This is a genomic window from Oerskovia sp. 140933 (assembly GCF_059651515.1).
Genome location: NZ_JAMXIO010000012.1, coordinates 21,382 through 45,862, shown reverse-complemented (window position 1 = coordinate 45,862; position 24,481 = coordinate 21,382). Strand labels below are relative to the sequence as shown.

At 73.5% G+C, this 24,481-nt stretch carries 28 protein-coding genes; 17 read left to right on the top strand and 11 right to left on the bottom strand.

The features are described 5' to 3' along the window. Positions 1-58 precede the first annotated feature (58 nt). The 4 genes from NHG27_RS08480 to NHG27_RS08465 all read left to right on the top strand — a co-directional run bounded on the left by NHG27_RS08480 (position 59) and on the right by NHG27_RS08465 (position 4,700). Positions 59-991, top strand: coding sequence for an ATP-binding cassette domain-containing protein (locus NHG27_RS08480; protein ID WP_497015839.1), 933 nt, complete (start codon positions 59-61; stop codon positions 989-991). 88 nt (positions 992-1,079) lie between these two features. Then, positions 1,080-3,398: a YhgE/Pip family protein gene (locus NHG27_RS08475; protein ID WP_497015838.1), complete on the top strand. Its 2,319-nt coding sequence runs from the start codon at positions 1,080-1,082 to the stop codon at positions 3,396-3,398. 22 nt (positions 3,399-3,420) lie between these two features. Next, on the top strand, positions 3,421-4,089 hold the full coding sequence (locus tag NHG27_RS08470) for a TetR/AcrR family transcriptional regulator (protein WP_497015836.1): 669 nt from the start codon (positions 3,421-3,423) through the stop codon (positions 4,087-4,089). Between the two features lie 239 nt (positions 4,090-4,328). Continuing rightward, positions 4,329-4,700: a hypothetical protein gene (locus NHG27_RS08465; protein WP_193720860.1), complete on the top strand. Its 372-nt coding sequence runs from the start codon at positions 4,329-4,331 to the stop codon at positions 4,698-4,700. Positions 4,701-4,751: 51 nt separating this feature from the next. Here the strand turns inward: NHG27_RS08465 and NHG27_RS08460 are convergent, their stop codons facing one another. Continuing rightward, positions 4,752-5,489: an MIP/aquaporin family protein gene (locus NHG27_RS08460; RefSeq protein WP_497015834.1), complete on the bottom strand. Its 738-nt coding sequence runs from the start codon at positions 5,487-5,489 to the stop codon at positions 4,752-4,754. Positions 5,490-5,588: 99 nt separating this feature from the next. Here NHG27_RS08460 and NHG27_RS08455 point away from each other — a divergent pair, with 99 nt between their 5' ends. Continuing rightward, a complete protein-coding gene (locus NHG27_RS08455) occupies positions 5,589-6,104 on the top strand; it encodes a hypothetical protein (protein WP_497015832.1) in 516 nt (171 codons plus the stop codon). 152 nt (positions 6,105-6,256) lie between these two features. Further along, complete coding sequence (locus NHG27_RS08450) at positions 6,257-7,990, top strand: M20/M25/M40 family metallo-hydrolase (RefSeq protein ID WP_497015829.1); 1,734 nt, start codon at positions 6,257-6,259, stop codon at positions 7,988-7,990. 104 nt (positions 7,991-8,094) lie between these two features. On the opposite strand, the gene NHG27_RS08445 is transcribed toward NHG27_RS08450, so the two are convergent. Then, positions 8,095-9,618 carry an APC family permease gene (locus tag NHG27_RS08445; protein ID WP_497015827.1) on the bottom strand — a complete coding sequence of 508 codons (1,524 nt, stop codon included), beginning with the start codon at positions 9,616-9,618 and terminating at the stop codon, positions 8,095-8,097. Between the two features lie 176 nt (positions 9,619-9,794). Between NHG27_RS08445 and NHG27_RS08440 the strand changes: the two genes are divergently transcribed. After that, positions 9,795-10,478 carry an MOSC domain-containing protein gene (locus NHG27_RS08440; protein WP_193720856.1) on the top strand — a complete coding sequence of 228 codons (684 nt, stop codon included), beginning with the start codon at positions 9,795-9,797 and terminating at the stop codon, positions 10,476-10,478. A gap of 46 nt (positions 10,479-10,524) precedes the next feature. Here NHG27_RS08440 and NHG27_RS08435 read toward each other — a convergent pair whose 3' ends face one another. The 3 genes from NHG27_RS08435 to NHG27_RS08425 are packed head-to-tail and all read right to left on the bottom strand — an operon-like array spanning position 10,525 to position 12,509. Continuing rightward, entirely contained in the window at positions 10,525-11,049 is a 525-nt protein-coding gene (locus NHG27_RS08435) for a PH domain-containing protein (RefSeq protein ID WP_497015824.1), read from the bottom strand. Continuing rightward, a complete protein-coding gene (locus NHG27_RS08430) occupies positions 11,046-11,846 on the bottom strand; it encodes a hypothetical protein (protein ID WP_497015821.1) in 801 nt (266 codons plus the stop codon). The genes NHG27_RS08435 and NHG27_RS08430 overlap by 4 nt, the downstream gene beginning before the upstream one ends. Before the next feature lie 36 nt (positions 11,847-11,882). Next, on the bottom strand, positions 11,883-12,509 hold the full coding sequence (locus NHG27_RS08425) for a histidine phosphatase family protein (protein WP_497015820.1): 627 nt from the start codon (positions 12,507-12,509) through the stop codon (positions 11,883-11,885). A 158-nt stretch (positions 12,510-12,667) separates the two neighbouring features. Between NHG27_RS08425 and NHG27_RS08420 the strand changes: the two genes are divergently transcribed. Further along, the gene (locus tag NHG27_RS08420) at positions 12,668-12,862 is read left to right on the top strand and encodes a hypothetical protein (protein WP_193720852.1); all 195 of its coding nucleotides are present in this window, start codon (positions 12,668-12,670) and stop codon (positions 12,860-12,862) included. Between the two features lie 293 nt (positions 12,863-13,155). Here the strand turns inward: NHG27_RS08420 and NHG27_RS08415 are convergent, their stop codons facing one another. Next, the gene (locus tag NHG27_RS08415) at positions 13,156-14,949 is read right to left on the bottom strand and encodes an FAD-dependent oxidoreductase (protein WP_497015818.1); all 1,794 of its coding nucleotides are present in this window, start codon (positions 14,947-14,949) and stop codon (positions 13,156-13,158) included. Between the two features lie 75 nt (positions 14,950-15,024). Here NHG27_RS08415 and NHG27_RS08410 point away from each other — a divergent pair, with 75 nt between their 5' ends. From NHG27_RS08410 to NHG27_RS08395, 4 genes are all read left to right on the top strand, one after another. Continuing rightward, positions 15,025-15,198 carry a DUF8730 family Cys-rich protein gene (locus NHG27_RS08410; protein WP_193720850.1) on the top strand — a complete coding sequence of 58 codons (174 nt, stop codon included), beginning with the start codon at positions 15,025-15,027 and terminating at the stop codon, positions 15,196-15,198. Positions 15,199-15,259: 61 nt separating this feature from the next. Next, the gene (locus NHG27_RS08405) at positions 15,260-15,376 is read left to right on the top strand and encodes a DUF8730 family Cys-rich protein (protein WP_497015816.1); all 117 of its coding nucleotides are present in this window, start codon (positions 15,260-15,262) and stop codon (positions 15,374-15,376) included. Further along, complete coding sequence (locus NHG27_RS08400) at positions 15,373-15,783, top strand: hypothetical protein (RefSeq protein WP_497015814.1); 411 nt, start codon at positions 15,373-15,375, stop codon at positions 15,781-15,783. Before NHG27_RS08405 ends, NHG27_RS08400 begins: the two co-directional genes overlap by 4 nt. Before the next feature lie 11 nt (positions 15,784-15,794). After that, complete coding sequence (locus tag NHG27_RS08395) at positions 15,795-16,055, top strand: metal-sensitive transcriptional regulator (protein ID WP_056652920.1); 261 nt, start codon at positions 15,795-15,797, stop codon at positions 16,053-16,055. Here NHG27_RS08395 and NHG27_RS08390 read toward each other — a convergent pair. Together NHG27_RS08390 and bla are read right to left on the bottom strand one after the other, a co-directional pair. After that, positions 16,052-16,624 carry a DUF6993 domain-containing protein gene (locus NHG27_RS08390; protein WP_497015810.1) on the bottom strand — a complete coding sequence of 191 codons (573 nt, stop codon included), beginning with the start codon at positions 16,622-16,624 and terminating at the stop codon, positions 16,052-16,054. The genes NHG27_RS08395 and NHG27_RS08390 overlap by 4 nt on opposite strands. Next, positions 16,621-17,553 (bottom strand): class A beta-lactamase, encoded by a 933-nt coding sequence (gene bla, locus NHG27_RS08385; protein WP_497015808.1) that lies wholly within the window; start codon positions 17,551-17,553, stop codon positions 16,621-16,623. The genes NHG27_RS08390 and bla overlap by 4 nt, the downstream gene beginning before the upstream one ends. A 72-nt stretch (positions 17,554-17,625) precedes the next feature. Here bla and NHG27_RS08380 point away from each other — a divergent pair, with 72 nt between their 5' ends. From NHG27_RS08380 to NHG27_RS08360, 5 genes are all read left to right on the top strand, one after another. After that, a complete protein-coding gene (locus tag NHG27_RS08380) occupies positions 17,626-18,564 on the top strand; it encodes a LysR family transcriptional regulator (protein ID WP_193720846.1) in 939 nt (312 codons plus the stop codon). Next, positions 18,557-19,459 (top strand): serine hydrolase, encoded by a 903-nt coding sequence (locus NHG27_RS08375; RefSeq protein WP_497015804.1) that lies wholly within the window; start codon positions 18,557-18,559, stop codon positions 19,457-19,459. Before NHG27_RS08380 ends, NHG27_RS08375 begins: the two co-directional genes overlap by 8 nt. Positions 19,460-19,573: 114 nt before the next feature. Further along, complete coding sequence (locus NHG27_RS08370; RefSeq protein WP_193720844.1) at positions 19,574-20,182, top strand: DinB family protein; 609 nt, start codon at positions 19,574-19,576, stop codon at positions 20,180-20,182. Between the two features lie 105 nt (positions 20,183-20,287). Next, entirely contained in the window at positions 20,288-20,959 is a 672-nt protein-coding gene (locus tag NHG27_RS08365; RefSeq protein ID WP_193720843.1) for a DsbA family oxidoreductase, read from the top strand. Positions 20,960-21,187: 228 nt separating this feature from the next. After that, positions 21,188-21,349 (top strand): hypothetical protein, encoded by a 162-nt coding sequence (locus NHG27_RS08360; RefSeq protein ID WP_193720842.1) that lies wholly within the window; start codon positions 21,188-21,190, stop codon positions 21,347-21,349. Positions 21,350-21,462: 113 nt separating this feature from the next. On the opposite strand, the gene NHG27_RS08355 is transcribed toward NHG27_RS08360, so the two are convergent. The 3 genes from NHG27_RS08355 to NHG27_RS08345 are packed head-to-tail and all read right to left on the bottom strand — an operon-like array spanning position 21,463 to position 24,475. Continuing rightward, positions 21,463-22,338, bottom strand: a complete 876-nt coding sequence (locus NHG27_RS08355) for an ABC transporter ATP-binding protein (RefSeq protein WP_497015800.1) — start codon at positions 22,336-22,338, stop codon at positions 21,463-21,465. Positions 22,339-22,340: 2 nt separating this feature from the next. Next, positions 22,341-23,420, bottom strand: coding sequence for a FecCD family ABC transporter permease (locus NHG27_RS08350; protein WP_497015797.1), 1,080 nt, complete (start codon positions 23,418-23,420; stop codon positions 22,341-22,343). After that, positions 23,417-24,475: a FecCD family ABC transporter permease gene (locus tag NHG27_RS08345; RefSeq protein WP_497015795.1), complete on the bottom strand. Its 1,059-nt coding sequence runs from the start codon at positions 24,473-24,475 to the stop codon at positions 23,417-23,419. The genes NHG27_RS08350 and NHG27_RS08345 overlap by 4 nt, the downstream gene beginning before the upstream one ends. Between the last annotated feature and the right edge of the window lie 6 nt (positions 24,476-24,481).

Genomic DNA, 24,481 nt, shown 5'->3' with positions numbered 1-24,481 from the left:
CGAACTGACCGGTCAGTCTAAAAGAGTGATCGGACTCGGAACTCTCGGAGGAACCCCCATGAATCAGCCCGTCGCACGGCACGGCAGCGACGAGGCCACGCACCTCGCGCAGGCCCGGGCGCACGCCAGCAGGCCCGACGACGTCGCGCACCTCCCGTACGGGACCCTCGCCGCCGCGGACATCGCCGACGACCTGACCTTGCGCAGCCCGCTCGGCGGCGAGGTCGCCGAGGTCGCCGAGACCGCAGCACCCGCCGACGGTGCGCCGCACCCGGCCGCGACCCCGCACGCGATCAGCGCCTACGACCTCCAGCTCCACGGCCCCCGCGGCCTCGTCTACGGACCCGTCGACCTCGAGATCCCCGTCGGCGAGGTCGTCGTCGTCCAAGGACCCCAGGGCGCCGGCCGCTCGAGCCTCCTCCTGACCCTCGCGGGCCGCATGGCCCCCGACCACACCCCCGACGGCTGGCTCGTCGTGCTCGGCGAGAACCTCACGGGCCGCCGGGCACGCCGCACCGCGGTCCAGCGCCGCGCAGCGATCGCCGGCTTCCACGGGATCGACGAGCTCGACGACGCCGTCACGGTCGGTGACTCGGTGCGCGAACGCCTCACCTGGCTCGCCCCCTGGTACCGCCGCACGCCCAAGGTCACCCCGGAGGTCTACGAGCGCGTGGCCCGCCCCGTGTTCGGCCCGCGCGAGCTGCCCCCGCTCGACTCGATGGTCTGGGACCTCGACGAGGTCGACGCGATGCTCCTGCGCATCGCGATCGCCATGGCACAGGGCCCCGAGCTCCTCGTGGTCGACGACCTCGACCAGGTCCACGACTCGGACCGCCGCCAGATCGTCTGGGAGCGCCTCGAAGCCGTCGCCGCCACGGGAGTCACCGTGATCGGCTCGGTCGCGTCCGCCGGAGAGGTCGACGCGATGCGCTGGGGTCGCGCCCCGCACGTCGTCCGGCTCACGACCGGCCCCCAGCTCGTCAGGGCCTGACCCACCACCCGGGCGACGGTCGTCGCCCCGCCCACGCTCCGCCGTCGGGCCCCCTCTCGCACGTACAGAACGGAAAACACCTCTCGTGATGTCCTGGACCTCCACCGGTACGGAGCTGCGGCGCTTCCGCCGCGGCCTCCTGCCCAAGCTCGCCGTGGGCGCGATGATCTTCGTCCCCCTGCTCTACGGAGCCATGTACCTCTGGGCCTTCTGGGACCCGACCGGCAACCTCGACAAGCTGCCCGTCGCGATCGTCAACGCCGACACCGGCACCGAGGTGGACGGTGAACGGCTGGACGCGGGCGAGGAGGTCACGTCCACCCTGGTCGACTCGGGCGACCTCGAGTGGGCGCGCGTCGACGCGACCGAGGCCGAGAAGGGCGTCAAGGACGGCACGTACTACTTCGCGCTGACCATCCCCGAGGGCTTCTCGGAGGCCGTCGCGAGCGCCGCGGGCGACGACCCGCAGTCCGCACGGCTCATGGTCACGTACAACGACGCCAACTCGTTCCTCGCGACGACCCTGGGCCGCAGCGCCATGACGCAGGTCCAGGGCGCGGTGCGCGAGGAGATCGGCGCGCAGGCCGTCGACAAGGTCCTCGTGGGCCTCGGCAGCGCGCGCGACGGGTTCGCGCAGGCCTCCGACGGAGCGCTCACGCTCACCGCGGCCAGCGGCCGGCTCACCGACGGCGCGACCCAGGTCGCCGACGGCGCCACGACCGCCGCCGACGGCGCGGGCACGCTCGCGGACGGGATCGACCGCCTCGCCGACGGTGCAGGGTCGGCCGTGGCAGGGGCCGAGCAGCTCGCGACCGGTGCGGGCGCGCTCTCCGACGGCGCGTCCTCCGCGAGCGCCGGAGCCTCGCAGCTCGCCGCGGGCGCCGCGACCGCGGCCGACGGCGCCTCCGCCCTCGCCTCCGGTGCCGCCACGACGCAGGCCGGCATGGTCCAGCTCGCCGACGGCTCGCAGCAGCTCGTCGCGGGCTTCACGGCCCCCGACGGCCTCGTCGCCGGGGCGGACAAGGCCGCCGCAGGTGCCCAGCAGGTCGCCGACGGCGTCACGCAGGTCCAGGGGCAGGTCACCTCGCTCACGGGCAGCGTCCCGACGCTCCGCGCGCTGCTCCAGCAGAACGCCGCCGTGCTCGGCGCCTCCGCCGACCCCCAGGCGCAGGCGCTCGCGGCCGCGAACGAGCAGGCGCTCGGCCAGCTGCCCTCGGACGGCGAGCTCGCGCAGAGCGAGGCCGGCCTCCAGGCGCTCGTCGACGGGTCGCAGCAGGTCGCGGCCGGGCTCCCCGCCCTCTCGGAGGGCGTCAAGGCGGCCTCGGCCGGTGCCCAGCAGATCGACGCCCAGCTCCACCCGGGCTCGGGCACGCAGACCGTGCGCGACGGCGTCGACGGCGTGGCCGCCGGGGCGTCGACCCTGAGCAGCGGGCTCTCGACGCTGCGTTCCGGGGCGTCCGACCTCGCGGCGGGCAACGCGTCGCTCGCGTCCGGCGCGGGCACCCTCGCCGCCGGGACGTCGTCCCTGTACTCGGGCGCGCAGCAGCTCGCCGACGGCGCGCAGTCGGCCGCGACCGGGGCGGGCGCGCTCGCCGACGGCAACCAGACCCTCGCGGACGGTGCCACGCAGGTCGCCGACGGCGGGTCCCAGCTCACCGACGGTGCGCAGACCCTGACCGACAAGCTCGCCGAGGGCTCCGAGGCCATCCCCGACGACGGCACGGCCCTGCGCGAGCAGCGCGCCGACGTCATCGCCGCCCCCGTGACCGTCGCGGACCACGACCTGGCCGAGGCCGAGGGCTTCGGCGAGGGCTTCGCGCCGTTCTTCATCCCGCTCGCCCTGTTCGTGGGTGCGCTCATCACGTGGCTGCTCATGCGGCCGCTGCCCTCGCGGGCTCTCGCGACCCCGGCGTCCGGCCTGCGCACGACGCTCGCCGGGTTCCTGCCCGCGCTGTGCATCGGGTTCGCCCAGGTGGCCGTGATGCTCGCGGTCATCCACTGGGGAGTGGGCCTCGACATGACCCACGCGCTCGGGACGCTCGCGTTCACGACGCTCGTCGCCGCGACGTTCCTCGCGCTCCAGCAGGCGCTCATGGCGCTGCTCGGCCCGGCCGCGGGCAAGGTCGCGATCCTGGCGCTGCTCATGCTCCAGCTCGCGTCCTCGGGCGGCACCTACCCGGTGCAGACCACGCCCGCGTTCTTCCAGGCCATCCACCCGCTGCTGCCCATGAGCTACGCCGTGGACGGGCTGCGCCAGACGATCACGGGCGGGGTCGACGGACGGCTCTGGTTCGCGGTGGTCTACCTCGGCGTGCTGCTGCTAGCGTCGCTGGCGATCAGCGCCTGGCGGGCGGGGCGCATGCGCACCTGGACCCTCGACCGCCTGCACCCGGCGCTCGAGATCTGACGACGAAGAGGCTGGACGAACGATGACGACGACCAAGGCGGACCAGACGGCGGACGGACCGGACGCCGTCGGGCCCCTTGGGCCGGGCGCCACCGCGGAGTCCGGCGCCCCGACCGGGACCCGGCGCGAGCAGGCCTTCGCGGCCCGCCGCGCCGGGACCCGGCAGCAGATCATCGACGCGGCCGTGAGCCTCATCGCCGACCAGGGCTTCACGGCCACGTCCGTCGAGGACATCGCGTCCGCGGCGGGCGTGGCCAAGGGCAGCGTCTACTACAACTTCGGGTCCAAGTCCGACGTGTTCGAGGCCGCGCTCGCGGGCGGCCTCGAACGACTGACCCTCACGCTCTCCGAGGCCCGCGGGGGGCTGCGCGGCAAGGAGGCGCTCGCGGCGCTCATCGCGTCGCTGCTCGAGCAGATCCGCGCCCACCCGGACTTCGCGAAGCTCCTCGCGGCCGAGGTCTTCCGGGTCGGGCGCGAGTGGCAGGAGACCGTGGGGCACATCCGCGCACGCGTCATCGAGTTCTACGCGGCCGCGCTGCGCGAGGAGCGGCCCGGCGCGGACGTGTCGCTGCTCGCGGCCTCGGTGTTCGGGGCGACGCTCGTCGCAGGGCTCGAGTGGCTCGTGTTCCAGCCCGAGCGCGAGTTCGACGAGGTCCTGGCCGCGGTGCTGGAGCTGATCGCGGGCGTGTAGGGCGGCGGACGGTGCCGGCGGGGGCGCCGGAGTGTTGGTCCCGGTACGAATGTCCACTATCTTCCTCGCAGCGCCACCGTCGGCGCCCTGCGGAGAAGCGAGCGCACATGGCCAGGACGTTCAACCGACCCCCCAACTGGCCCGTGCCCCCCCAGGGGTGGAAGCCCCCGCGGGGATGGGAGCCGGACCCTGCCTGGGGCCCGCCGCCCTCCGGATGGGTCCTCTACACACGCGCCCCGATGCCTGCCTGGGGGTGGTGGCTGATCGCCCTGGGCGTCGTGCTTCTCCTTGTCCTGTGGTCCGCGGTCGAGAAGGCGTTGGGCCTCGCGCCGCTCACGTGCGAGTCGGCGATCGACGAGGTCGTCGCCATGACTGCCGGCCAGCCGGCGTCCGGGCAGGTCCTTGACATCACCGACGCGTCGTTCCTCGAGGACCGTCAGGACGAGCTCGACGACGGCGTGTTCACGGTTGCCGCCGGCCGCGAGACCGACGAGGTCCTGGTCTGCCGCGGGGCCGGCGAGTGGGGCGACGGGTCCTACGGAGCGATCGAGTTCGGCTACACGGCCGACGCCGCCGGCAACCTCTTCACGTACGTCGCGCCCGTGGGGTGACCCGACACGCCCGGCGGCAGGACGCTCGCCCCGCCGTGGGGCCGGCACGGCTCAGCCCAGCAGCAGCTTCCAGCAGCCCACACCGACGACCCCCGCGATCAGCGGCGCGGCGACGGGTACCCACGCGTAGCCCCAGTCGGACGGCCCCTTGTGCTGGAGGGGCAGGAGCGCATGCACGATGCGCGGCCCGAGGTCACGGGCCGGGTTGAGCGCGGGCCCCGTCGGTCCGCCGAGCCCCGCGACGAGCCCCCACACCAGGAAGCCGAGCGCGAGGTGCGCCAGGCCGGGCTCGGTCGTCGTCAGGGGCGAGTTGATGATCGCCAGCGCGCACGAGAACAGGACGACCGAGCCGAGCAGCTCGTTCGCGAAGCCGTTCACGCGGCTGTGCGCGGCGTTGACGGTCGAGAAGGTCGCGAGGACGTCGGCGGAGCTCTCGGTGCGGTCGTAGTACGGCTTGTGGGTCGCGACGATCGCGAGCTGCCCCGCCATGGCCCCGAGCATCTGCGCGACCACGTACGGCGCGACGTCGGCCCACGGGAACATGCCCCACGTCGCGAGCCCGATCGTGAACGCCGGGTTGATGTGGTTCCCGCTGATCCCGCCGAACATCAGCGCCGGGATCATGACGCCGAACCCGTAGCCCATCGCGATGAGGCTCCACCCGCCGCCGTACCCCTTGGACCCCTTGAGGTGCACGTTCGCGACCGTGCCGTTGCCGATGATGATGAGAATCGCCGTGCCGATGAACTCGCACGCGGCGCGCACCGCCAGGGAGTAGTCCGGATCCATGCGCACACCCTGCCAGGGCCGGGGCGCGTGCGGGCCGCGCGACACCCCGCGAGACGGGGGCCTGGCGCGCGGCGGGTGGGTCGGGGACACTTGCCGGTCATGGAGGATCTTGCGACGGTCGGGACCACGGTGCACCAGGCCCGACGGCGTCGCCCGCCGCGACCCGTCGGCGCACCCAGGGCGGGGGTCGTCGTGCTGGGCGGGATCCTCGCGGCCTGGGCGCTCGGGGCGTGCACGGCGACGGAGTCCTGCGTGTCCTGGGCGGGCTTTCCGGACGACGCGTCGCGGACCGAGCAGGCGACCCTGGTCGTCGATGCGACCGTGGTCGAGCAGGCGGGCACACGATCGATGTTCGGCGACGAGGCGAACGTGTGGGAGGTCGAGGTCGACGCGGTCCTCACGGGGGACGTCGACCCGGGCGAGCGGATCGAGGTCGTCTCGACACCGCCGACGTGCTCGAGCGAGACGTACCCCGAGGGCGACCCGCTCGACGTCGAGGGCGAGGTGCGCCTCTACCTGCAGGATGCCGCGTCCTTCCAGATCCCCGGGTCGGGGACGGGGTGGGCGCTCATCACCCCGTTCGACGGGGTCGGCGAGGTCCCGGAAGTCCCCTGAAAAGGGACGGCGCGGTAAGTATCGTGTTAAGTCGCCGCTTTCCTCTGTCGCGACCAGGCATCTGCCCCTACGCTCGCGTCAACCGAACTCCCCGCAGCGTCGCGTCGAGTGTGCGTCCGCCTGCGTTGGGGGACCAGTGGAGGAGAACGAGTGTGAGAACACGTCCGATCGTCCCGTCCGTCGCCGCGCTGAGCCTGGGGCTCGCCGCGCTGTTCGTCCCGCAGGCCGCAGCCGCGCCGCCTGCGCCACCTGCCCCGCTCGAGGATCGTGTCTCGGGTGCGGCCGTCATGGAGCACCTGGAGCAGTTCCAGGCCATCGCGGAGGCCAACGGCGGCAACCGCGCCCTGGAGACCCCCGGCTACGAGGCGAGCGCCGCGTACGTCGAGCAGGTCCTGACCGACGCCGGGTACACGCCCGAGCGCCAGTACTTCTCGTTCGACGACCAGCGCACCGATGCGCTGTCGCTCACGGCGGGGGGACACGCGGTCACGGAGAACATCTTCCCCGCGGAGTTCGCGCCGGACACGCCTCCTGAGGGCGTCACGGGGCCCGTGGTCCAGCCGGCCGACGCCCTCAAGCAGGGGTGCACGGCCGACGCGTGGGCCGGGGTCGCGGCCACGGGTGGTGTGGCCCTGGTCAGTCGCGGTTCGTGCAACTTCTCGCTGAAGGTCCAGTTCGCGGCCGAGGCGGGTGCCGCGGCCGTCCTGATCTACAACAACACGGCGGGTCCCATCAGCCCGACGCTCGGTGAGCCGAGCGACGTGTGGGTGCCGACGGCCGGCATCACGCAGGCGGACGGTCAGGCCATCATCGCCGGGGTCGCGGGGGGCCAGACCGACGCGACGTACGTGCTCCAGACCTCGACCGTCACGCACACGACGTTCAACATCCTCGCCGAGACCGGCACGGGTCGTGCGGACAACGTCGTGATGCTGGGCGCGCACCTCGACGGGGTGCCGGAGGGGCCGGGCATCAACGACAACGGGTCGGGCTCGGCGGCGATCCTGGAGACCGCGGTCCAGCTCGCGAAGCACGGCGGCCCGCTCGACAACCAGGTGCGGTTCGCCTGGTGGGGGGCCGAGGAGGTGGGCCTCGTCGGGTCGACGCACTACGTCGACGACCTGGTCGCGAACGACCCGACGGCGCTCGACCAGATCGCGACGTACCTGAACTTCGACATGGTCGGCTCGCCGAACTACGTGATCGGGGTCTACGACGCCGACGAGTCCACGTACCCGGCTCCGGTCGAGGTCCCGCCGGGCTCCCCGGAGACGGAGGACGTCTTCACGGACTACTTCGACTCGATCGGGCAGGCGTGGGTCGACTCGGAGTTCTCGGGTCGTTCGGACTACCAGGCGTTCATCGCGAACGGGGTGCCGGCGTCGGGCCTGTTCACGGGGGCCGACGACGTCAAGACCGAGGCCGAGGTCGCGCTGTTCGGCGGCACGGCGGGGATCTGGCAGGACCCCAACTACCACTCGGCGGCCGATGACATCGACAACATCGACCCCGTCGCGCTCGACATCAACGTCAAGGCGATCGCTCACGCGACGGCGTCGCTCGCGGCGGACACGTCGGCGATCAACGGTGTGGTCTCGCCCGTCGACCCCGAGCTGACGGGGCTCAGCGCGACCGCTCGCTGCACGGGCAAGGTGGCCTCGCTCAAGGTCGTCGCGACCAACGGTGAGGACCGGCCGCTCGACGTGCTGGTCACGACGCCGTTCGGGACCAAGACGTTCAACCACGTCAACCCGGGCAAGATCGCGCACCAGACGTTCAGCGCCCGGTCGGGCACGCTGCCCGCAGGCAGCGTGACGGTCAGGGCGTGGGACGACGCGGGGTCGCAGGAGACGTACACGCTGGACTACGCGGCCCTCACCTGCTGATCTCGTGAGACCGAGGGACCCTGTCCCGGTGGTCCCGCACGACGGCGCCCCCTCCTCCGGTGAGACTCTCGCCGGGGGAGGGGGCGCTGTCGTGCACGGGACGGTCAGGACGGCGGGGCCGGGTCGCCCTCCGCGGCCGCGGCCGCCTCGCGCGCCGCGACGTTGCGCTTCGACAGGAGCGAGTTCCGGTACCCGAACGACGCGTAGATCACGAGCCCGATCACGACCCACACGAGGAACCGCAGCCACGTGAGCGTCGTCAGGTTCGTCATGAGCCACAGGCACGCGACACCCGACACGATGGGCAGCACGGGCGACCACGGGACGCGGAAGCCGCGCGCGATGTCGGGGCGGGTGCGACGCAGGATCGGGATGCCGAAGCTGACCAGCACGAACGCCGACAGGGTCCCGATGTTGATCATCTCCTCGAGCAGCTCGACCTGCGCGAGGCCCGCGATGAGCGCCACCACGACCCCCATGCCGACCTGGAGCCGGACCGGGGTGTGGAATCGCGGGGACGTCCGGGAGACGCCGCGCGGCAGCAGGCCGTCGCGGCTCATCGAGAACATGACGCGGGTGAGCCCCAGGAGCAGGACCATGATGACGGTCGTCAGGCCCAGGAGGATGCCGACCGAGATGACCTTCCCGGCCCAGTCCGCGCCGACCAGGATGAACGCCGTGGTGAGCGACGGGTCCTCGGAGGCCGCGAGGTCCGTGTAGGGGACCATGCCCGTGACGACGAGCGTCACCAGGATGTACAGGACCGTGACGACCGCGAGCCCGCCGAGGATGCCGCGGGGGATGGTGCGCTGCGGGTCCTTGGCCTCCTCGGCGGTGGTCGCGACGACGTCGAACCCGATGAACGCGAAGAACACGAGCGCCGCGCCCGCGAGCAGCCCCATGACGCCGTACGTCGTGGGTTCGAGGCCCGTGAGGAAGCCGAACAGCGGCTGCTCGAGCGCCGACTTCTCCGGCGCGGGCTGCGACGGCGGGATGAACGGCGTGTAGTTCTCGGCCTTGACGTAGAAGAAGCCGACGACGATCACGAGCAGCGTGATCGCGACCTTGATGATCGTGAACACGCTGTTGATGCGGCTGCTGAGCTTGGTCCCGATCGCGAGGAGCGTCGTGAACACCCCGACGATGAACACCGGTCCCCACTCGAGGTCCACGGGCCCGATCGGGATGGTCAGCGGCAGGTCGACGCCGAACAGCCCGAACGCGTCCGACAGGTAGATGCCCCAGAACTTCGCGATCACGGCCGACGCGAGCAGCATCTCCAGGATCAGGTCCCACCCGATGATCCACGCGACGAGCTCGCCCATGGTCGCGTAGGAGAACGTGTACGCGGACCCGGCGACGGGCAGCGCCGACGCGAACTCGGCGTAGCACATGACGGCCAGCGCGCACACGATCGAGGCGATGACGAACGAGATGATGACGGACGGCCCGGCGAAGTTCGCGGCGGCCGTCGCACCGACCGAGAAGATGCCCGCCCCGACCGCGACCGCGACCCCCATGACGGCGAGGTCCCAGGCGGTGAGGTCGCGCTTGAGCGAACGTTCCGGGTCGTCGAGCGATGCGAGGGACTCCTCGACGGACTTGAGTCGTAGAACACCTTTGCCCATCGGCCCAGTCTGTCCGGCGTGCCGACCTCACGCGCGCCGGGGCGACTGCCCGACGGCGCGGCCCGGGTCCGCGGGGTGCCGTCGCCCGGCCGGGTCCCGCGCGGGGCGACGGGAACCACCCGCCCGGTGCGGCGCCGTCGGGCCGGGGGACCGCGCCGACCTGGGAGAATCTTCCGGTGACCCCAGCACTCCCCGCCCCTGCCCGTCCCGGCGCGACCGGTGAGCTCCTCGCCGTGTGCCGCGTGCACGTCCTGCTGCCCGACGCGGGCACGGTCGGCGTGACCGCGATCGACAAGCGACCCGTCGAGGGGCCCGTCAAGGTACGCCCGCTGGGCCTGTACGCCGACGTCCAGGCCGACCGTGCGCACCACGGCGGCGAGGAGCAGGCCGTGTACGCGTACTCGCAGGAGGACGCCGACCACTGGTCGGCCGAGCTCGGCTACGAGGTCGTGCCCGGCCTGTTCGGCGAGAACTTCCGCACGCGCGGGGTCGCGGCGAGCGGGGCGCTGATCGGTGAGCGCTGGCAGGTCGGGAGCGCTGTCCTGGAGGTCACGCAGCCGCGGACGCCGTGCGCGACGTTCGCGCGCCGCCTGGGCGAGGACCGCTGGGTCAAGCGCTTCACCGACGCGAACCGCACGGGTGCCTACCTGCGGGTCGTGACGCCGGGCGAGGTGCAGGCCGGGGACACGGTCGAGGTCGTGCGCTCGCCCTCGCACGGCGTGAGCATCGCGGACTGGTTCGGGTCACGGGCGGCCGGGACGGCGGCCGACCTCGCGGCGCGGCTGCTCGCGTCGCAGGAGGCGGGCGAGGTCCGGCTGTCGGCGGAGATGCTCGAGCGCGCCGAGCGGGCGGTCCGCTGACCCGTCGCCGGGTGCGGGGCGAGAGGCCGCCGCGGGGCGGGGAGGCTCAGGCGCGCTGCGGCTCGTTCGGGGGCCACTCGCCGTCGTCCGAGCCGTCGTCGGCCGCGAACAGCAGCTCGTGGAGCCGGACCTGGACCTCCTCGACGCGCGGGACGTCGGGCAGCGTCATGCCGGGCTTGGCGGTCGCGTCCGAGATGATGAGCGTCCCGCAGCCGAACAGGCGGTCGACGAGGTCCTTCTCGTATGTCACGTCGTTGATGCGGTAGAGCGGGATGTCGCGGCCCGTGCGCGTGAGGATGCCCGTGCGCGTCGAGATGCGCTTGGTCGTCACGGTGTAGTTGGTGGTCAGCCAGCGCAGGTGCGGCACGACGACCCAGACGACCGCCGCGACCGCTGCGACGCCGAGCGTCCCCCACAGGATCACCGGGTGCTCGGGCGAGAACCAGAGGATGGCCGTCGCGGCGGCGACGATCAGCACCAGGACGAGGACCGGCAGGAACAGGGCCTTGGGGTGGGTCCGCAGCTCCATGACGACGCTCTCGCCCTCGGCGAGGTTCTTGTTGACGCTCATGGGGAGCATCGTGCCACCTCGGGCGAGTCCTCCGGGACGGCGGTCCGGGGGCGGCCCGGGCGTCCACGCCCGGGGGAGCGGTGCTCCCCGACCAGGGTCCAGGGCGCGATCGCGAGCGGGGCGAGCCCGTACCGCTCGTAGAGCCGCACGTGGTTCGCCGACGCGGCCTGCACCACGACCGTCTCGCCCAGGGGCACGGTCGCGCGCACGTGGGCCGCGACGATCGCGAGGCCGCCGTGCGGCAGACGTGAGGTCACCGAGTCGACGGTCCAGCGGATGGACCTGACCGTCGCGAGGTCGGCGGCGGTCTGCTCCGTGCCGAGCCGTCGCCGCGCCTCGGCACCCACGGCCCAGATCCGGGCGAGGGTCGGCGTCAGCAGCGCGAGGGCCGTCAGGAGGCTGGTCACGAGCCAGGCGCCCAGGCAGCCCAGCACCACCCAGGTCATGGCGGGTGCCCACCAGACGAGCACCTCCGGGAGGAACAGGATCGCGAACACGGCGACCTCCAGGCCGACGACGGCGACGACGATGCGTCCGGCGATCGCCACCTGGGCGCCGAAGGAACGGCGTCCGACCCGTGCGACGACGAGACGGTCGTGATGCCTCATGCCGGGCAGCACGAGGACGGTCGCGCACCAGTAGAGCCAGGTCGCGGCGGACAGCAGGCGGGCACGGCGCCCGCCGTCCCGGGCACGTGGAGCGAATCCGACCGCCAGGGTCCAGGCCACGCCGGGGACGTCACGGAGCCTGACCTTCGACAGGGGCGTCGTCCCGACGCGGGGTGCGGTCGTCGTCACCCGCACACGGTAGTGGCCCGGCGAACGGGGACGTGCTCAGCCCGTCGGCCGGTTCCACCCCTCCAGGGTGCGCAGGCCGTGCCCGTGCCCGAGCACGCTGATGCTCGCGGTCCCCAGCTCGAACCGGGCGGCCGCGTCGGGTTCCATCTCGAGCCACACGGCCGTGAGCACGCGCAGCAGGTGGCCGTGCGCGACGAGCAGCACGTCGCCCCCGTCGCGCAGCACGGGTTCGACGCGCTCGACGACGGCGCGCGCCCGGGCGGCGACCTCGTCGAGCGTCTCGCCGTGGCGTCCGCCCGCGTCGCCCGGGGCCGCGGCGCGGGGAACGACGTGCACGCCGTCGCGGAAGATCAGCCAGTCCCGCCCGATCTCCCGGCTCACGTCGTCGGCCGTGCGCCCCTCGACGGGGCCGTAGTCCCACTCGGCGAGGTGGGGGTCGGTGACCGCGTCGGCGTGCCCGGCGAGCTCGGCGGTCCGCCGGGCGCGGAGCAGGGGGCTGCACAGGGTGAGCGCGAAGTCGCGTCCGGCGAGGGTCCGCCCGGCGGCCCGCGCCTGGTCCTCACCGAGCGCCGTGAGCGGGATGTCGCTCGTGCCGGTGTGCCGGCCGGTACGGCTCCACTCGGTCTCGCCGTGCCGCAGGAGCACGAGCTGGGGGTCGGGCATGGTGGCCTCCGTGGTGGGCGTGGTCCTCCGAGCATCTCCCAGGCCCGACGGCGGAGCACGCGCAGGGTACCGGGTCTCGCCGAGGGGAGGGGGGAGCGGCGACTGTGATCCTGTCGGGGGTCGTCTCGGGGCGGGGTATGGCTCTAGGCTCGTCCGTCATGACCACCTACTCGATCCTGACGGCGACCGCTGCGCTGCGAGGCGAACCGTTCGAGGCCGAGAGCGACGAGGCGGCGCTCGACGTCGTCCGGTCTCGCAAGCGGAGCGGGAACCTGCCGCTCACGTCGTTCTCGTTGCAGACCTCGGACGACCGCACGGTGGCGTCGTGGACCGGGTCGCACGAGGTGGTCTGAGCCGCTCTCAGGCGACGCCGTCGATCCCGACGATCGACAGGAACACCACGAGCGAGCCGAGCAGCACGGCGGCGATCCCTGCCGAGACGAGCAGGACGGTGCGGGGACGGACGGGCATGAGGCTCCTGCCGGTGCGGGGGCACGCCCGGGGGGCGTGGCGGACCCGACCATCGTAGGCAGCCCGCGCGGAGGCGACCGCCGCGCCCGGACGGGCCGACGAGGACCGGCCCCCTTGCCCGGGGCCCGGGCGGGCGGAGGACTTCCTGCCCTCGCCCGCCCGGCGCGCCGGTGGGTCAGGCCTCGGTGGACGCGAGGTCCTCGGCGCGGGCTGCGCGCCGTGCGAGCGTCCCGTCGCGCCACGTGAGGTAGCCGCCGTCGAGGTTGCGCACGTCGTAGCCGAGCTGGGTGAGCAGGCGCGCGGCGGTGTGCCCGCGCTGCCCCACCTGGCAGTGCACGACGACGGGTGCCCCGGCCGGGATCTCGGCAGCGGCTCGTTCGCGCAGCTCGTCGAGCGGGACGTTGAGCGCGGGGCGCGTGCCCGTCTCGGCGAGAGCGTCGTCACGGCCGACCTCGACCGTCCCGCGCGCGTGCTCGCCCGGCGTGCGGACGTCGACGACGGTCGCGCCCTGCGCGACGAGGTCGTCGAGCTCGTGCCACTGGACGCTGCGGGTCTCGCCCGTGCGCAGGTTGTCGGCGACGTACCCGAGCATGTTGACGGGGTCCTTGGCCGAGCCGTACGCGGGGGCGTACGCGAGCTCGAGGTCGGCGAGGTCGGAGGCCGTGAGGCCGCCCGCGACGGCGGTGGCGATCACGTCGATGCGCTTGTCGACGCCGTCGCGGCCGACGCCCTGCGCCCCGAGGACCTGGTCGGTCTCGGGGTCGACGAGGAGCTTGAGCGCCATCTGGGTCGCGCCGGGGTAGTAGCCCGCGTGCTGGGCGGGGTGCGTGTGGATGGCCCGGTAGGGCCGTCCCTCGGCGCGCAGGCGCTTCTCGCTGCGTCCGACACTCGCGGCCGTCAGCCCGAACACCCCGACGACGGCGGTCCCCATCGAGGGCCGCATGCCGCTGCGGCGACCCAGGATCACGTCGGCGACGTGCCGCCCGTGCCGGTTGGCGAGGTTCGCGAGGGGGATCAGGGTCGTCGGCTCGGGGCCCGCCGACCCGGCACCGGCGGTGTCGTGGGGCGCGAGGGCGTCGCGCTTGGTCGCGGCGTCGCCCACGGCGAACACGTCGGGGACGGTCGTGCGCAGGTCCTCGTCGACGACGATGCCACCGCGGGGGTCGATCCGTGCGCCGGCGAGGACCGCGAGCTCGACGTCGGGGCGGACGCCGATCGCGGCGACCACGAGGTCGGCCGGGACGGTCCCGCGCGGGGAGCCGTCGGGGGTCGCCAGGTCGGCCGTGTCCGGACCGAGCGCGCTGACCTGGGTCGAGGTGCGTACGTGGACGCCGTGGGCCTCGAGCTCCTGGCGGACGCGGATCGCCATCTCGGGGTCGAGCGGTGCGAGGACCTGGTCGCCGAGCTCGACGAGGGTCACGTCGAGGCCGCGGTGGACGAGATTCTCGGCGACCTCGACGCCGACGAACCCGGCGCCGATCACGACGGCCGAACGGGCGGGCGCGTGGGCTGCTCCCGTCGTCGAGCCGGCCGTGCCGTCGATCGCGGCGACGATCCGGTCGACGTCGGACACGTCGCGCAGCACGAGGGCGCGGTCCATGCCGGGGGCGGGCGGGACGACCGGTCGGGCGCCGGGGCTCAGCACGAGGCGGTCGTAGGTCTCGACGGTCTCCTGGCCGGTCGTGAGGTCACGGACCGTGAGGGTGTGGGCCGAGGCGTCGACGCCGGTCACGCGGTGGCGGACGCGGACGTCGATGCGGAAGCGGGCGGCGAGCGACTCCGGGGTCTGGAGCAGGAGCGCGTCGCGGTCCTCGATGACTCCGCCCGCGTAGTAGGGCAGGCCGCAGTTGGCGAACGAGACGTGCTCTCCGGCGTCGAGGACGACGATCTGGGCGTCCTCCGACAGGCGGCGCAGGCGGGTGGCGGCGGACATGCCGGCCGCGACGCCTCCGACGATGACGATCTTCATGCTTTCCTCCTGGGGTTCGGGAAGCAGCATACCCCCGGGGGTATAGTGGAATCACATCCACCAAGGAGGACGAGCGTGTGCAGAGCTGTGACCTGCAAGAAGTGCGGCAAGACGACGTGGGCCGGCTGCGGCCAGCACGTCGACCAGGTCATGCGGGGAGTCCCCCGCACCGACCGCTGCGAGGGCCACGCGGCAGAGCCCAAGGCACCCGCGGCCGGTGGCTTCCTGTCGCGCCTGTTCAAGCGCTGACCCGCCCCACCACCCGCCCGCGGCCCGCGCGCCGCACCCACCCGACCTGAGGAGAACCACCATGTGCAGCCCCGCCCGCTGCGGCACCTGCCGCAAGATCACCTGGACCGGCTGCGGCCTGCACGCCGAGGAGGTCCTCGCCGAGTTCGAGCCCTCCGAGCGCTGCACCTGCCCATGACCCCGGTCCCGCTGCCCGTGCGGACCCGGCGCCCGGCCCGGGCGACGTGGGGACGGCGTCGGCTCGTCGTCGGCGCCGTCCTCGCCCCGGGCCTGCTCGCGCTGCTCGTGCAGGCGGGCGGCGGCTGGACGGCCGCCGTCACGCCCGCATGGCTGGGACTCGTCGTCGCGGTGGCCGTGACCGGGGCGCTCACGCTCGCGAGCTACGTCCCTGCGAGCGGCGAGACCTGGCGGGATACCCTCGGGTGCTCGCCGTGCGCGGTCGTCTCGGGTGGCACCGTCCTCGCGGCGGCGTTCCTGCTGGGCCAGGCGCCGCACCAGGTCGGGATGGTGCTGCCCGCGCTGGCCGTCGTCCTGTTCGGGCTGGTGCAGCGCACGAGCAGCACCCGCGACGTGTGCATGCGATGAGAGGAAGAGTCATGGAGCTCGACAAGGACGAGATGAAGAAGGTCTCGAACCGGCTCAAGCGCGCCCAGGGGCAGCTCGCCGCGGTCGTGCGGATGGTCGACGAGGGCGGTGACTGCGCCGACCTCGTGATGCAGCTCTCCGCGGTGTCCAAGGCGCTCGACCGTGCCGGGTTCGCGATCATCGCGTCGGGCATGAAGCAGTGCCTCACGGACGACGAGAACGGCCCGGCCGACGTCCAGAAGCTCGAGAAGCTCTTCCTGTCGCTGACCTAGTGCGAGGGCATCTCGAGGCAGCCGCCGTCGGCGATCGGGCCGCCTGACTCCAGGGCGAGCGCGCCCGGCCGGACGTCTCCGAACACGCACCCGCCCGGGACGCTCACGCCGATCCCGAAAGCGGTCGCGCCGTCTCCCCAGACGTCCGTGTCGCCCGTGGTCTGGACCGTCGTGAAGCCGGCAGCGGTCAGGGCGTCGACGACGTCCTGCGAGCGGAACGTCGCGCCCGACCCGGTCAGCGCGGTCAGCGCCGCCTCGACCGCCGGGACCGAGCGCGCCGCGAGAGCCGCGTCCTGCGGGCTGGAGCTCCGTTGCCGGTACGCGTCGTTCGAGCGCATGAGCGCCTCGGGGTCGTACGGCAGGCAGCCGGTCGGCATGTCGTCGTCGGTCGCCGGGCAGGCTCCGGTCGGAGACGGCGAGACGGTCGGGGAGGCCGAGGACCGGTTCGGCGAGCGGTCGACCCCGGCGTCCGGCGGCAGCCCGACCGCGCCCAGCACGAGGACCGCCCCGAGCGTGCCGACCGCCAGGATCGTGACCAGGCCCCCGAGCACCCAGCGTCCCGCGCTCACGAGGCCACGACGAGACGGGTGATCGCGGCGACCGCCTCGTCGTCCCAGGTCGCGCTCGGAGAGTCCGTGCGGGTCATGACGACGAGTGTCGTCGGCTCGACGGCGGGCCGCCACAGGACGCCCGCGTCGTTGACGACGCCGTAGCCTCCCGCGCCGGTCTTGTCCGCGAGCTCGTAGGTGCCGTCGAGGCCGGCGCGGAACCGCTTGCCGGACGTGGTGCTCCGCAGCATCCAGTCCCCGAGCCGTGCCGCAGTCAGGGCGCCGGCCCTGCGCTCGAGCAGCAGGGCGCCGTAGATGCGCGCGACGTCGTCCGGCGTCGAGGTGTCGCGGTCGTCTCCCGGCGTCGCCTCGTTGAGCTGGGGCTCGATCCGGTCGAGGCGCGTCGCGCGCGCGCCGAGCGAGGCGGCGAAGCTCGTGACGGCCGTCGGGCCGCCGATCTCCCGCAGCAGGAGGTTGCCCGCGGTGTTGTCGCTGAAGCGGAGCGCGGCGTCGGCGAGCTGCGTGGGGGTCATGCGCCACGTCGTCGTCGCGGACGTCACGGGAGAGTTCTCCACGACGTCCTCCGGGCCGAACGCGATCTCGCGCGCCCAGTACGCGTCGTCGTAGGCCCTGTCTGCGAGCAGCGCCCCCACTGCGAGCGGCTTGAACAGCGAGCACATCGGGAAGCGCTCGCCCGACCGGTAGCCATAGTCCGCCCGGCCGCCGCCACGCACGCTCACCCCGACCGTGAGCGCCCGCGACCGTTCGAGGTCCCGCAGGGCCTCGTCGAGGTCGGGTCGTCCGGCAGTCGGCGCTGACCCGGAGGCCGTGGCGGCGACCACGGGGTCCGTGCCCTGCGGGGAGCAGGCGGCCGTGAGCCCCGCAGCGGCGAGCAGGGCGAGGACGGATCGGCGGGAGACCGGCGGGGCGGTCGCGTCTCGAGGAGTCATGCCACGAGTCTCGGAGCGGTGATCGATGCAGACAAAGCACGAAATCCCCCTATCGATGCGAGAGTGGCATCCATGGGTCGATCTCTCGATGTCCTGGCGGCGTGCGAGGTGTTCGTCGCCGTCGCCGACCGGGAGAGCTTCACGGCCGGCGCCCTGGCAGCGGGCGTCAGCCAGTCCGTCGCGAGCCGACGCATCGGGGCCCTCGAGGCCCATCTGGGCGGGCGGCTCTTCGACCGGACGTCGCGGCGGGTCGCGCTCACCGCGTTCGGCCGCGGCGTCCTGCCCGGCGCGGCCCGGCTCGTCGGTGCAGCCGCCGACCTGGTCGACGACGCCAGGCGCTCTCGTTCGCGCCCGCTGAGCGTGGGCGTCCCGCCGTCGGTACCACCGCTCGTGCTGGCGGAGCTGTGCGCGGCCGGTGCCGCCGGTCGGCTCCCGCTGGCACCCGTCGCGGGCAACCCTGCGGAGCGCGCCGAGGCCTTCCGGTCCGGAAGCACCTCGCTCTTCCTCGAGAACGTCCCCCCGGACCGGGCGCGCTGGACCGCTTCGCTGGGGGTCGGGTCCCACCCGGACGACGACGCGACGGGGACCTTCCGCCTGGGTGAGCTGCGTCCCTCGCGCGGACGACCGATGGGAGCGCTGCGACGGCTCTGGCTCCAACCCGAGGACGACGTACCCCACGTCCGCGACCGGTTGGAGCGGGCCCGGGACGAGGCGGGGCTCGCGCCCGTGCAGGTCCGCGTCGCGGAGTCGACCGTCCGCGCACTGTCCGAGATCCTCGTCTCCGACGACCTGGTCCTGTGCACCCCGTCCGAGGCCCGCACCTACGACCTGCGCTGGCGACCGCTCGGCGACCAGCGGCTCGTGCGGGCGCACACTCTGGCCGCAGGGGACGAGAGCCTCGCCGAACGCTTCCTCGCCTCCTGCTCGCCAGCGGTCGCGACGTTGCTCGGCGCCGACGGCACGGGCGTCGCCCGGGAGCCCCAGACCGAGCAGGAGCCCGCCCGTGGGTGACGGCTCGGTGGTCAGGGACGCCGTCCGGGTGCTCGAGGCAGCGGGCCTGCGGGCATCGGTCCTCGTGCAGGACCTCGGGACCGGCAGGGAGCTCGCGATCGAGCCGGACGTTCCCTACCCGCTCGCATCGGTCGTCAAGCTCCCCCTCGCGGTCGCGGTCCTCGAGCGGGCGGCGGTGGGGAAGGTCGACCTGTCGATGGTGGTCACGATCGACGGCCCCGAGCGGACGCCGGGGCCGACGGGGCTCTCGCAGTTCGCCCACCCTGCGAGCGTCGCTGTCGAGGACCTGCTCTACCTCGCGACGTGCCTGAGCGACGACACCGCGGCCGACGCCTTGTTCGCGCTGTGCCCACCGGACGCCGTCACAGGCATGCTGCGCACGCTCGGTATCACGGACGTCACGCTCAGACACCCGATCCACGAGCTCCACCGCACGCTCGCGAGCCGCCTCGGCCCGGGCGAGCTGCATCTCGCGCTCTCGCTGGCCATCCGGTCGACGACCGAGGGGCGCGGGCACCTCGTCCCCCAGCTCGACGTCACGCAGGCGAACGCGGGCACGGCCCGTGGTCTCGTCCGGCTTCTCCAGGAGGTGTGGACCGGACAGCGGCTCGCTCGCACGACGGTCGAGAGAACCCGGGCGCTCCTGGCCAGGAACGTCCTGCGGAACCGGCTCGCACCGGACCTGGAGAGCGACGTCTCGACCTGGTCGTCGAAGACCGGGACGTTCCTGCACCTGCGGCACGAGGTCGGGGTGCTCGAGCACCCCGACGGCGCCACCTTCGCGATCGCCGTGCTGAGCGAGTCCACCGTGCCCGCACGGATCCAGCCCGCGGCCGAGCAGGCCCTCGGGTTCGTCGCCCGCTCGCTCCACGACGAGCTGCGCTCGCACCGCTGACCGTCGCTCCCGCAGGCGGGCCCCCGGGCCCCGGGGGATGATCGCGGGGGAGAGCAGGACGCCCGGGGCGAGCGGCGCCGTCGGGCAGGAGCGAACCCCCCTCAGGAGCGACCCATGAGCGACGACGCGACCTACGGCAGCCCCGCCTTCGACTGGTCCCTGCTGACCGTCCCCACCCCGCTCGCGCTCGTGCGCGGCCAGCTCGGCTTCTCGTGGCTCGAGGTCCTCGGACGGCTCGTGACCCTCGACCAGGACGAGTTCGAGTGGGAGCCCGGGCCCGACGCCCTGCGCGTCGTGCGCCGCGGGGAGGAACGCTCGCCCCGCACGCTCGGCGTCGGCGAGTGGGTCATGGAGTGGCCCGAGGGGTCGGACTCCCCGCAGCCGCGGACCATCGCGTGGCTCGTCGCGCACCTCACCGAGGCGTTCTTCGAACGCTGGGAGTGGACGTTCGGCGACCGCATCGCCCGCCGCGACGCCGTCGCGTTCTCGGGCGAGGTGGACCCCGCGATCGAGGGGCTCACCCGGTGGGTGGACCTGTGGCGCGACGGCGTCGACTCGCTGCCCGACGACGAGGTCTTCACGGTCGGCCTCGGTCAGGCGACCGAGATCGACGCCCAGGCACCGTTCGGCCACCTCGTGCTCCACATGAACCGCGAGCTCATCCACCACGGCGCCGAGATCATGGTGCTCCAGGACCTGTACCGGGCGCGGCACGCGGGCTGAACCGGCCCACCAACGGACCCCGCGCGGCCGGCCGGCACGCCCCGCGTCGGCAGGATCACACCGTCCCGGGGAATCCTCGGGGCGTCCTGGTCGTTGATCCCGGTCATGAGCGAAAAGGTGAAGGTCGACATCTGGTCCGACGTGGCGTGCCCCTGGTGCTACGTCGGCAAGCGCCGCTTCGAGACGGCGCTGGCCGGGTTCTCGGGCCGCGAGGACGCTCCCGAGGTGGAGATCGAGTACCACTCGTTCGAGCTCGCTCCGGACACCCCGGTCGACTTCGAGGGCACCGAGGTCGACTTCCTGGCCAAGCACAAGGGCATGCCCGCGGGCCAGGTCGAGCAGATGCTCGGGCAGATGACGACGGTCGCGGCGGCCGAGGGGCTCGCGTACGACTTCGACGCGCTCCAGCACACCAAGACGCTCAAGGCGCACGAGCTGCTGCACTTCGCGAAGTCCCGCGGCAAGCAGGTCGAGATGAAGGAGCGCCTGCTCAAGGCGTACTTCGAGCAGGGCCGCCACGTGGGCCGCATCGACGAGCTCGCGGCGCTCGCGACCGACGTCGGCCTGGACGCCGACGAGGTCCGCGCGGCCCTCGAGAGCGGCGAGTTCGAGGACGCCGTCGAGCAGGACATCGAGCAGGCGCGGGCCTACGGCATCAGCGGCGTCCCGTTCTTCGTGTTCAACGGCAGGTACGGGGTCTCGGGTGCTCAGGACCCGGCCGTGTTCACGCAGGTCCTCGACCAGGTCGTCGCGGACGCCGCGGAGTCCGTGGCCTGACACCCCGTCCCGGGGCTTCGTCCGACCTCCTCCCGGTCACGTCCACCTACCACGTGGAATGCGACCGAGATCACAGGAGGAGCGGTAGCGAATGCGACCGGGTATCAGCCAGACTGTCGGAAACCCGCAGCGTCGCTGGTCCCGGTGGCCTCGCGACCGTCCGCCCGTCGAGACGGCGCCCCGCCCCACCACCCACGAGCACCGCAGCACGTGACATCAGGAGATCCCATGACTGACACCGTCCAGGACAACCCTTTCCACTCGATCGCGAACCCGCGTCGCACGACGCTCATGACGGTCTCGGCCGCGGAGGCCGCTGCACCGTTCACGATGGTCGGCAACGACGACTCCGCGGTGTGCGTCGACGGGGTGTGCGCTCTTCCCGAGTGACCCTCGGCCGCCGAGCACGAGCCTCTGTGCGCTCGAGAACGGGGTCGTGGTCGTCCTGAGCCTCAGGACGACCACGACCCCGTTCTCGGCAGGGCCGCCGACGGGACGCAGGCTCAGCCCCGGTGGTGGCGCCCCATCGGCACGAGCGTGGGCGTCCCCGTGATCGGGTCGGGCACGACGAGCGAGTCCAGGCCGAACACCTCGCGCACCATCCGGGCGTCGACGACGTCGCCCGGCGCCCCCTCGGCGTGCACCTTGCCGTCGCGCATCGCGACCAGCCGGTCGGAGTAGCGGCACGCCATGTCCAGGTCGTGCAGCACCATGACGACCGTGGTCCCGCGCGACTCGTTGAGGTCCACGAGCAGGTCCAGCACGTCGATCTGGTGCGCGATGTCGAGGAACGTCGTCGGCTCGTCGAGCAGCAGCAGGTCGGTGCGCTGCGCGAGCGCCATCGCGATCCACACCCGCTGCCGCTGCCCGCCCGAGAGCTCGTCCACGGACCGCTCGGCCAGGTCGAGCGTCCCGGTCGAGGCGAGCGCGTCGGCCACGGCCTCGTCGTCGCCCGCGGTCCAGCGCCGGAACCAGCCCTGGTGGGGGTAGCGGCCACGGCCCACGAGGTCGGCCACCGTGATGCCGTCGGGGGCCACGGGGCTCTGCGGCAGCAGGCCCAGCGTGGTCGCGACCTGCTTGGTGGGCAGCGTGCGGATGTCCTCGCCGTCGAGCAGGACGGCCCCGCCCACGGGCTTGAGCAGGCGCGCGAGCCCGCGCAGCAGCGTCGACTTGCCGCACCCGTTCGAGCCGACGATCGACGTGATCCTCCCCGCCGCGACCGTGAGGCTCAGGTCCTCGACGACGCGGCGCTCGTCGTACGCGAGCGACACGTCCTGGGCTGCGAGCGTGTGCGTCCCGGCGGTGCGCGCGTCAGCAGGACGCCCGACGGCGTCGCTCGCCCCGGGCGCGCCCCCGGCGGTCTCGGGGTGGTCGGTCATTCTCAGCCTCCGCGTCCGGAACGGTTGGTGCGCACGAGCAGCCACAGCAGGTAGGGGGCGCCGACGATCCCCGTGACGACGCCCACGGGCAGGGTCACGTCGGGGATCGCGAACTGTGCGACGAGGTCGGAGCCGAGCACGAGCAGGGCGCCCACGAGCGCGGCGGGCACGAGTGCGAGCCGGCCGTCGCCCAGGGTGCGGCGGGCGATGGGGGCCGCGACGAGCGCGACGAACGCGACGGGGCCCACGACCGCGACGGCCGAGCCCGCGAGCCCCACGGCCACGAGGATCAGCAGGAGCCGGGAACGCTCGACGCGGATGCCGAGCGCGGCCGCGGCGTCGTCGCCCAGCTCGAGCGAGCGCAGCCGCGGGGCCAGGAGGGCCGTGAGCGGCACGAGCACCGCGAAGCAGATCAGCAACGGGTCGAGCGTCGACCAGTCGGAGCGGGCGAGCGAGCCCGTGATCCACACGAGCGCGGCCTGCGCGTCGCGCACGTCGCTCGTCGTGAGGACCCACGAGACCACGCTCATGCACAGGGCCGCGACGCCGATCCCGATCAGGACGAGCCGGTACCCGGCCACGCCGCCGCGCCACGCGAGCAGGTAGATCGCGACGGCCGCGAGGAGCGACCCGGCGAGCACGAGCCCCGTGAGCGCGAGCCCGCTGATCCCCAGGACCACGACGCCCAGGACGCCCGCCGCGCTCGCGCTCTGCGTGATCCCGATGATGTCGGGGCTCGCGAGCGGGTTGCGCACGATCGACTGGAAGAGCGCGCCCGACAGGCCCAGCGCGGCACCGACGACCAGGGCCGTGAGGAGGCGCGGCAGGCGCAGCTCGACGATCACGAACTGCGTGAGGACGTCGGCACGGCCCAGGACCGTGTCGAGGATGCCGGACAGCGGCACGGCCGCGTCGCCCAGCGTCACCCCGATCGCGGCAAGGACCACGAGCGCGACCGACAGTCCCGTGACCAGGCGCGCCTCGCGCACCCGCCCGCGGTGGCGCGAGGCCCGGGCGACGTCGACGGCGGGGTGCGCGGCGCCGTCGGGCAGGCCGTGCGGGGCGGCGACCGGGGCGCTCACAGCGACACCGTCTTCCCGCGCCGGACCAGCGCGATGAACAGGGGTGCCCCCACGACGGCGGTGACCACGCCCACCTGGAGCTCTCCCGGCCGGGCCACGACGCGGCCGATCACGTCGCACCCGACGAGCAGCACGGGCGCCGCGACCGCTGCGTACGGCAGCACCCACCGGTAGTCCAGCCCGACGACGTAGCGCGCCACGTGCGGGACGACGAGCCCCACGAACGCCACGGGGCCGACGGCCGCGGTCGCGGCCCCGCACAGCAGGACGATCGCGACGCCCGCGACCACGCGCGTGCGGGTCACGTCCTGGCCGAGGCTGCGGGCGACGTCGTCGCCCAGGGCCAGGCCGTTGAGCGACCGCCCGAGCGCGAGGGCCAGCACGAGGCCCACGACGACGAACGGCAGGACCTGCCACACGACCGTCGAGCCGCGCGCCGCGAGCGAGCCGACCTGCCAGAAGCGCATGAGGTCGAGCGCCGCGCGGTCGACCAGGAGGACCGCGGTCACGACCGACGTCAGCGCCGCCGTGACGGCCGCACCGGCGAGCGCGAGCTTGACCGGGGTCGCGCCCTCGCGCCCCACGCTCGCGACGCCGTAGACCACGGCCGCCGCGACCGCCGCGCCGGCGAACGCGAACCACACGTAGCCGCCGACCTGCGAGACGCCGAAGAGCGAGATCGCGCCGACCACGAAGAGCGAGGCCCCCGCGCTGATGCCGAGCAGGCCCGGGTCGGCGAGCGGGTTGCGCGTCAGGCCCTGCATGAGGGTGCCCGCGGCGCCGAGGGCGGCCCCCGCGACGAGGCCCACGAGCGTGCGGGGGACGCGCTTCTCGATCACCACGAGGTGGTCCGGGTTGGTCGGGTCGTAGCTCGTGAGGGCGTCCACGACGACGCTCAGCGGCAGGGCGTTGGCCCCGACCGCGAGGCTCAGCGCGCACACCGCGGCCAAGGCGACGAGCAAGGTGGCGAGTCCGATGACGAGACGCCGAGCACGGGCCGGGCGACGAGAGGTCGCCCGGCCCGTGCCGGCGTCGGTGCTGTGGGTCGTGCTCATGAGCAG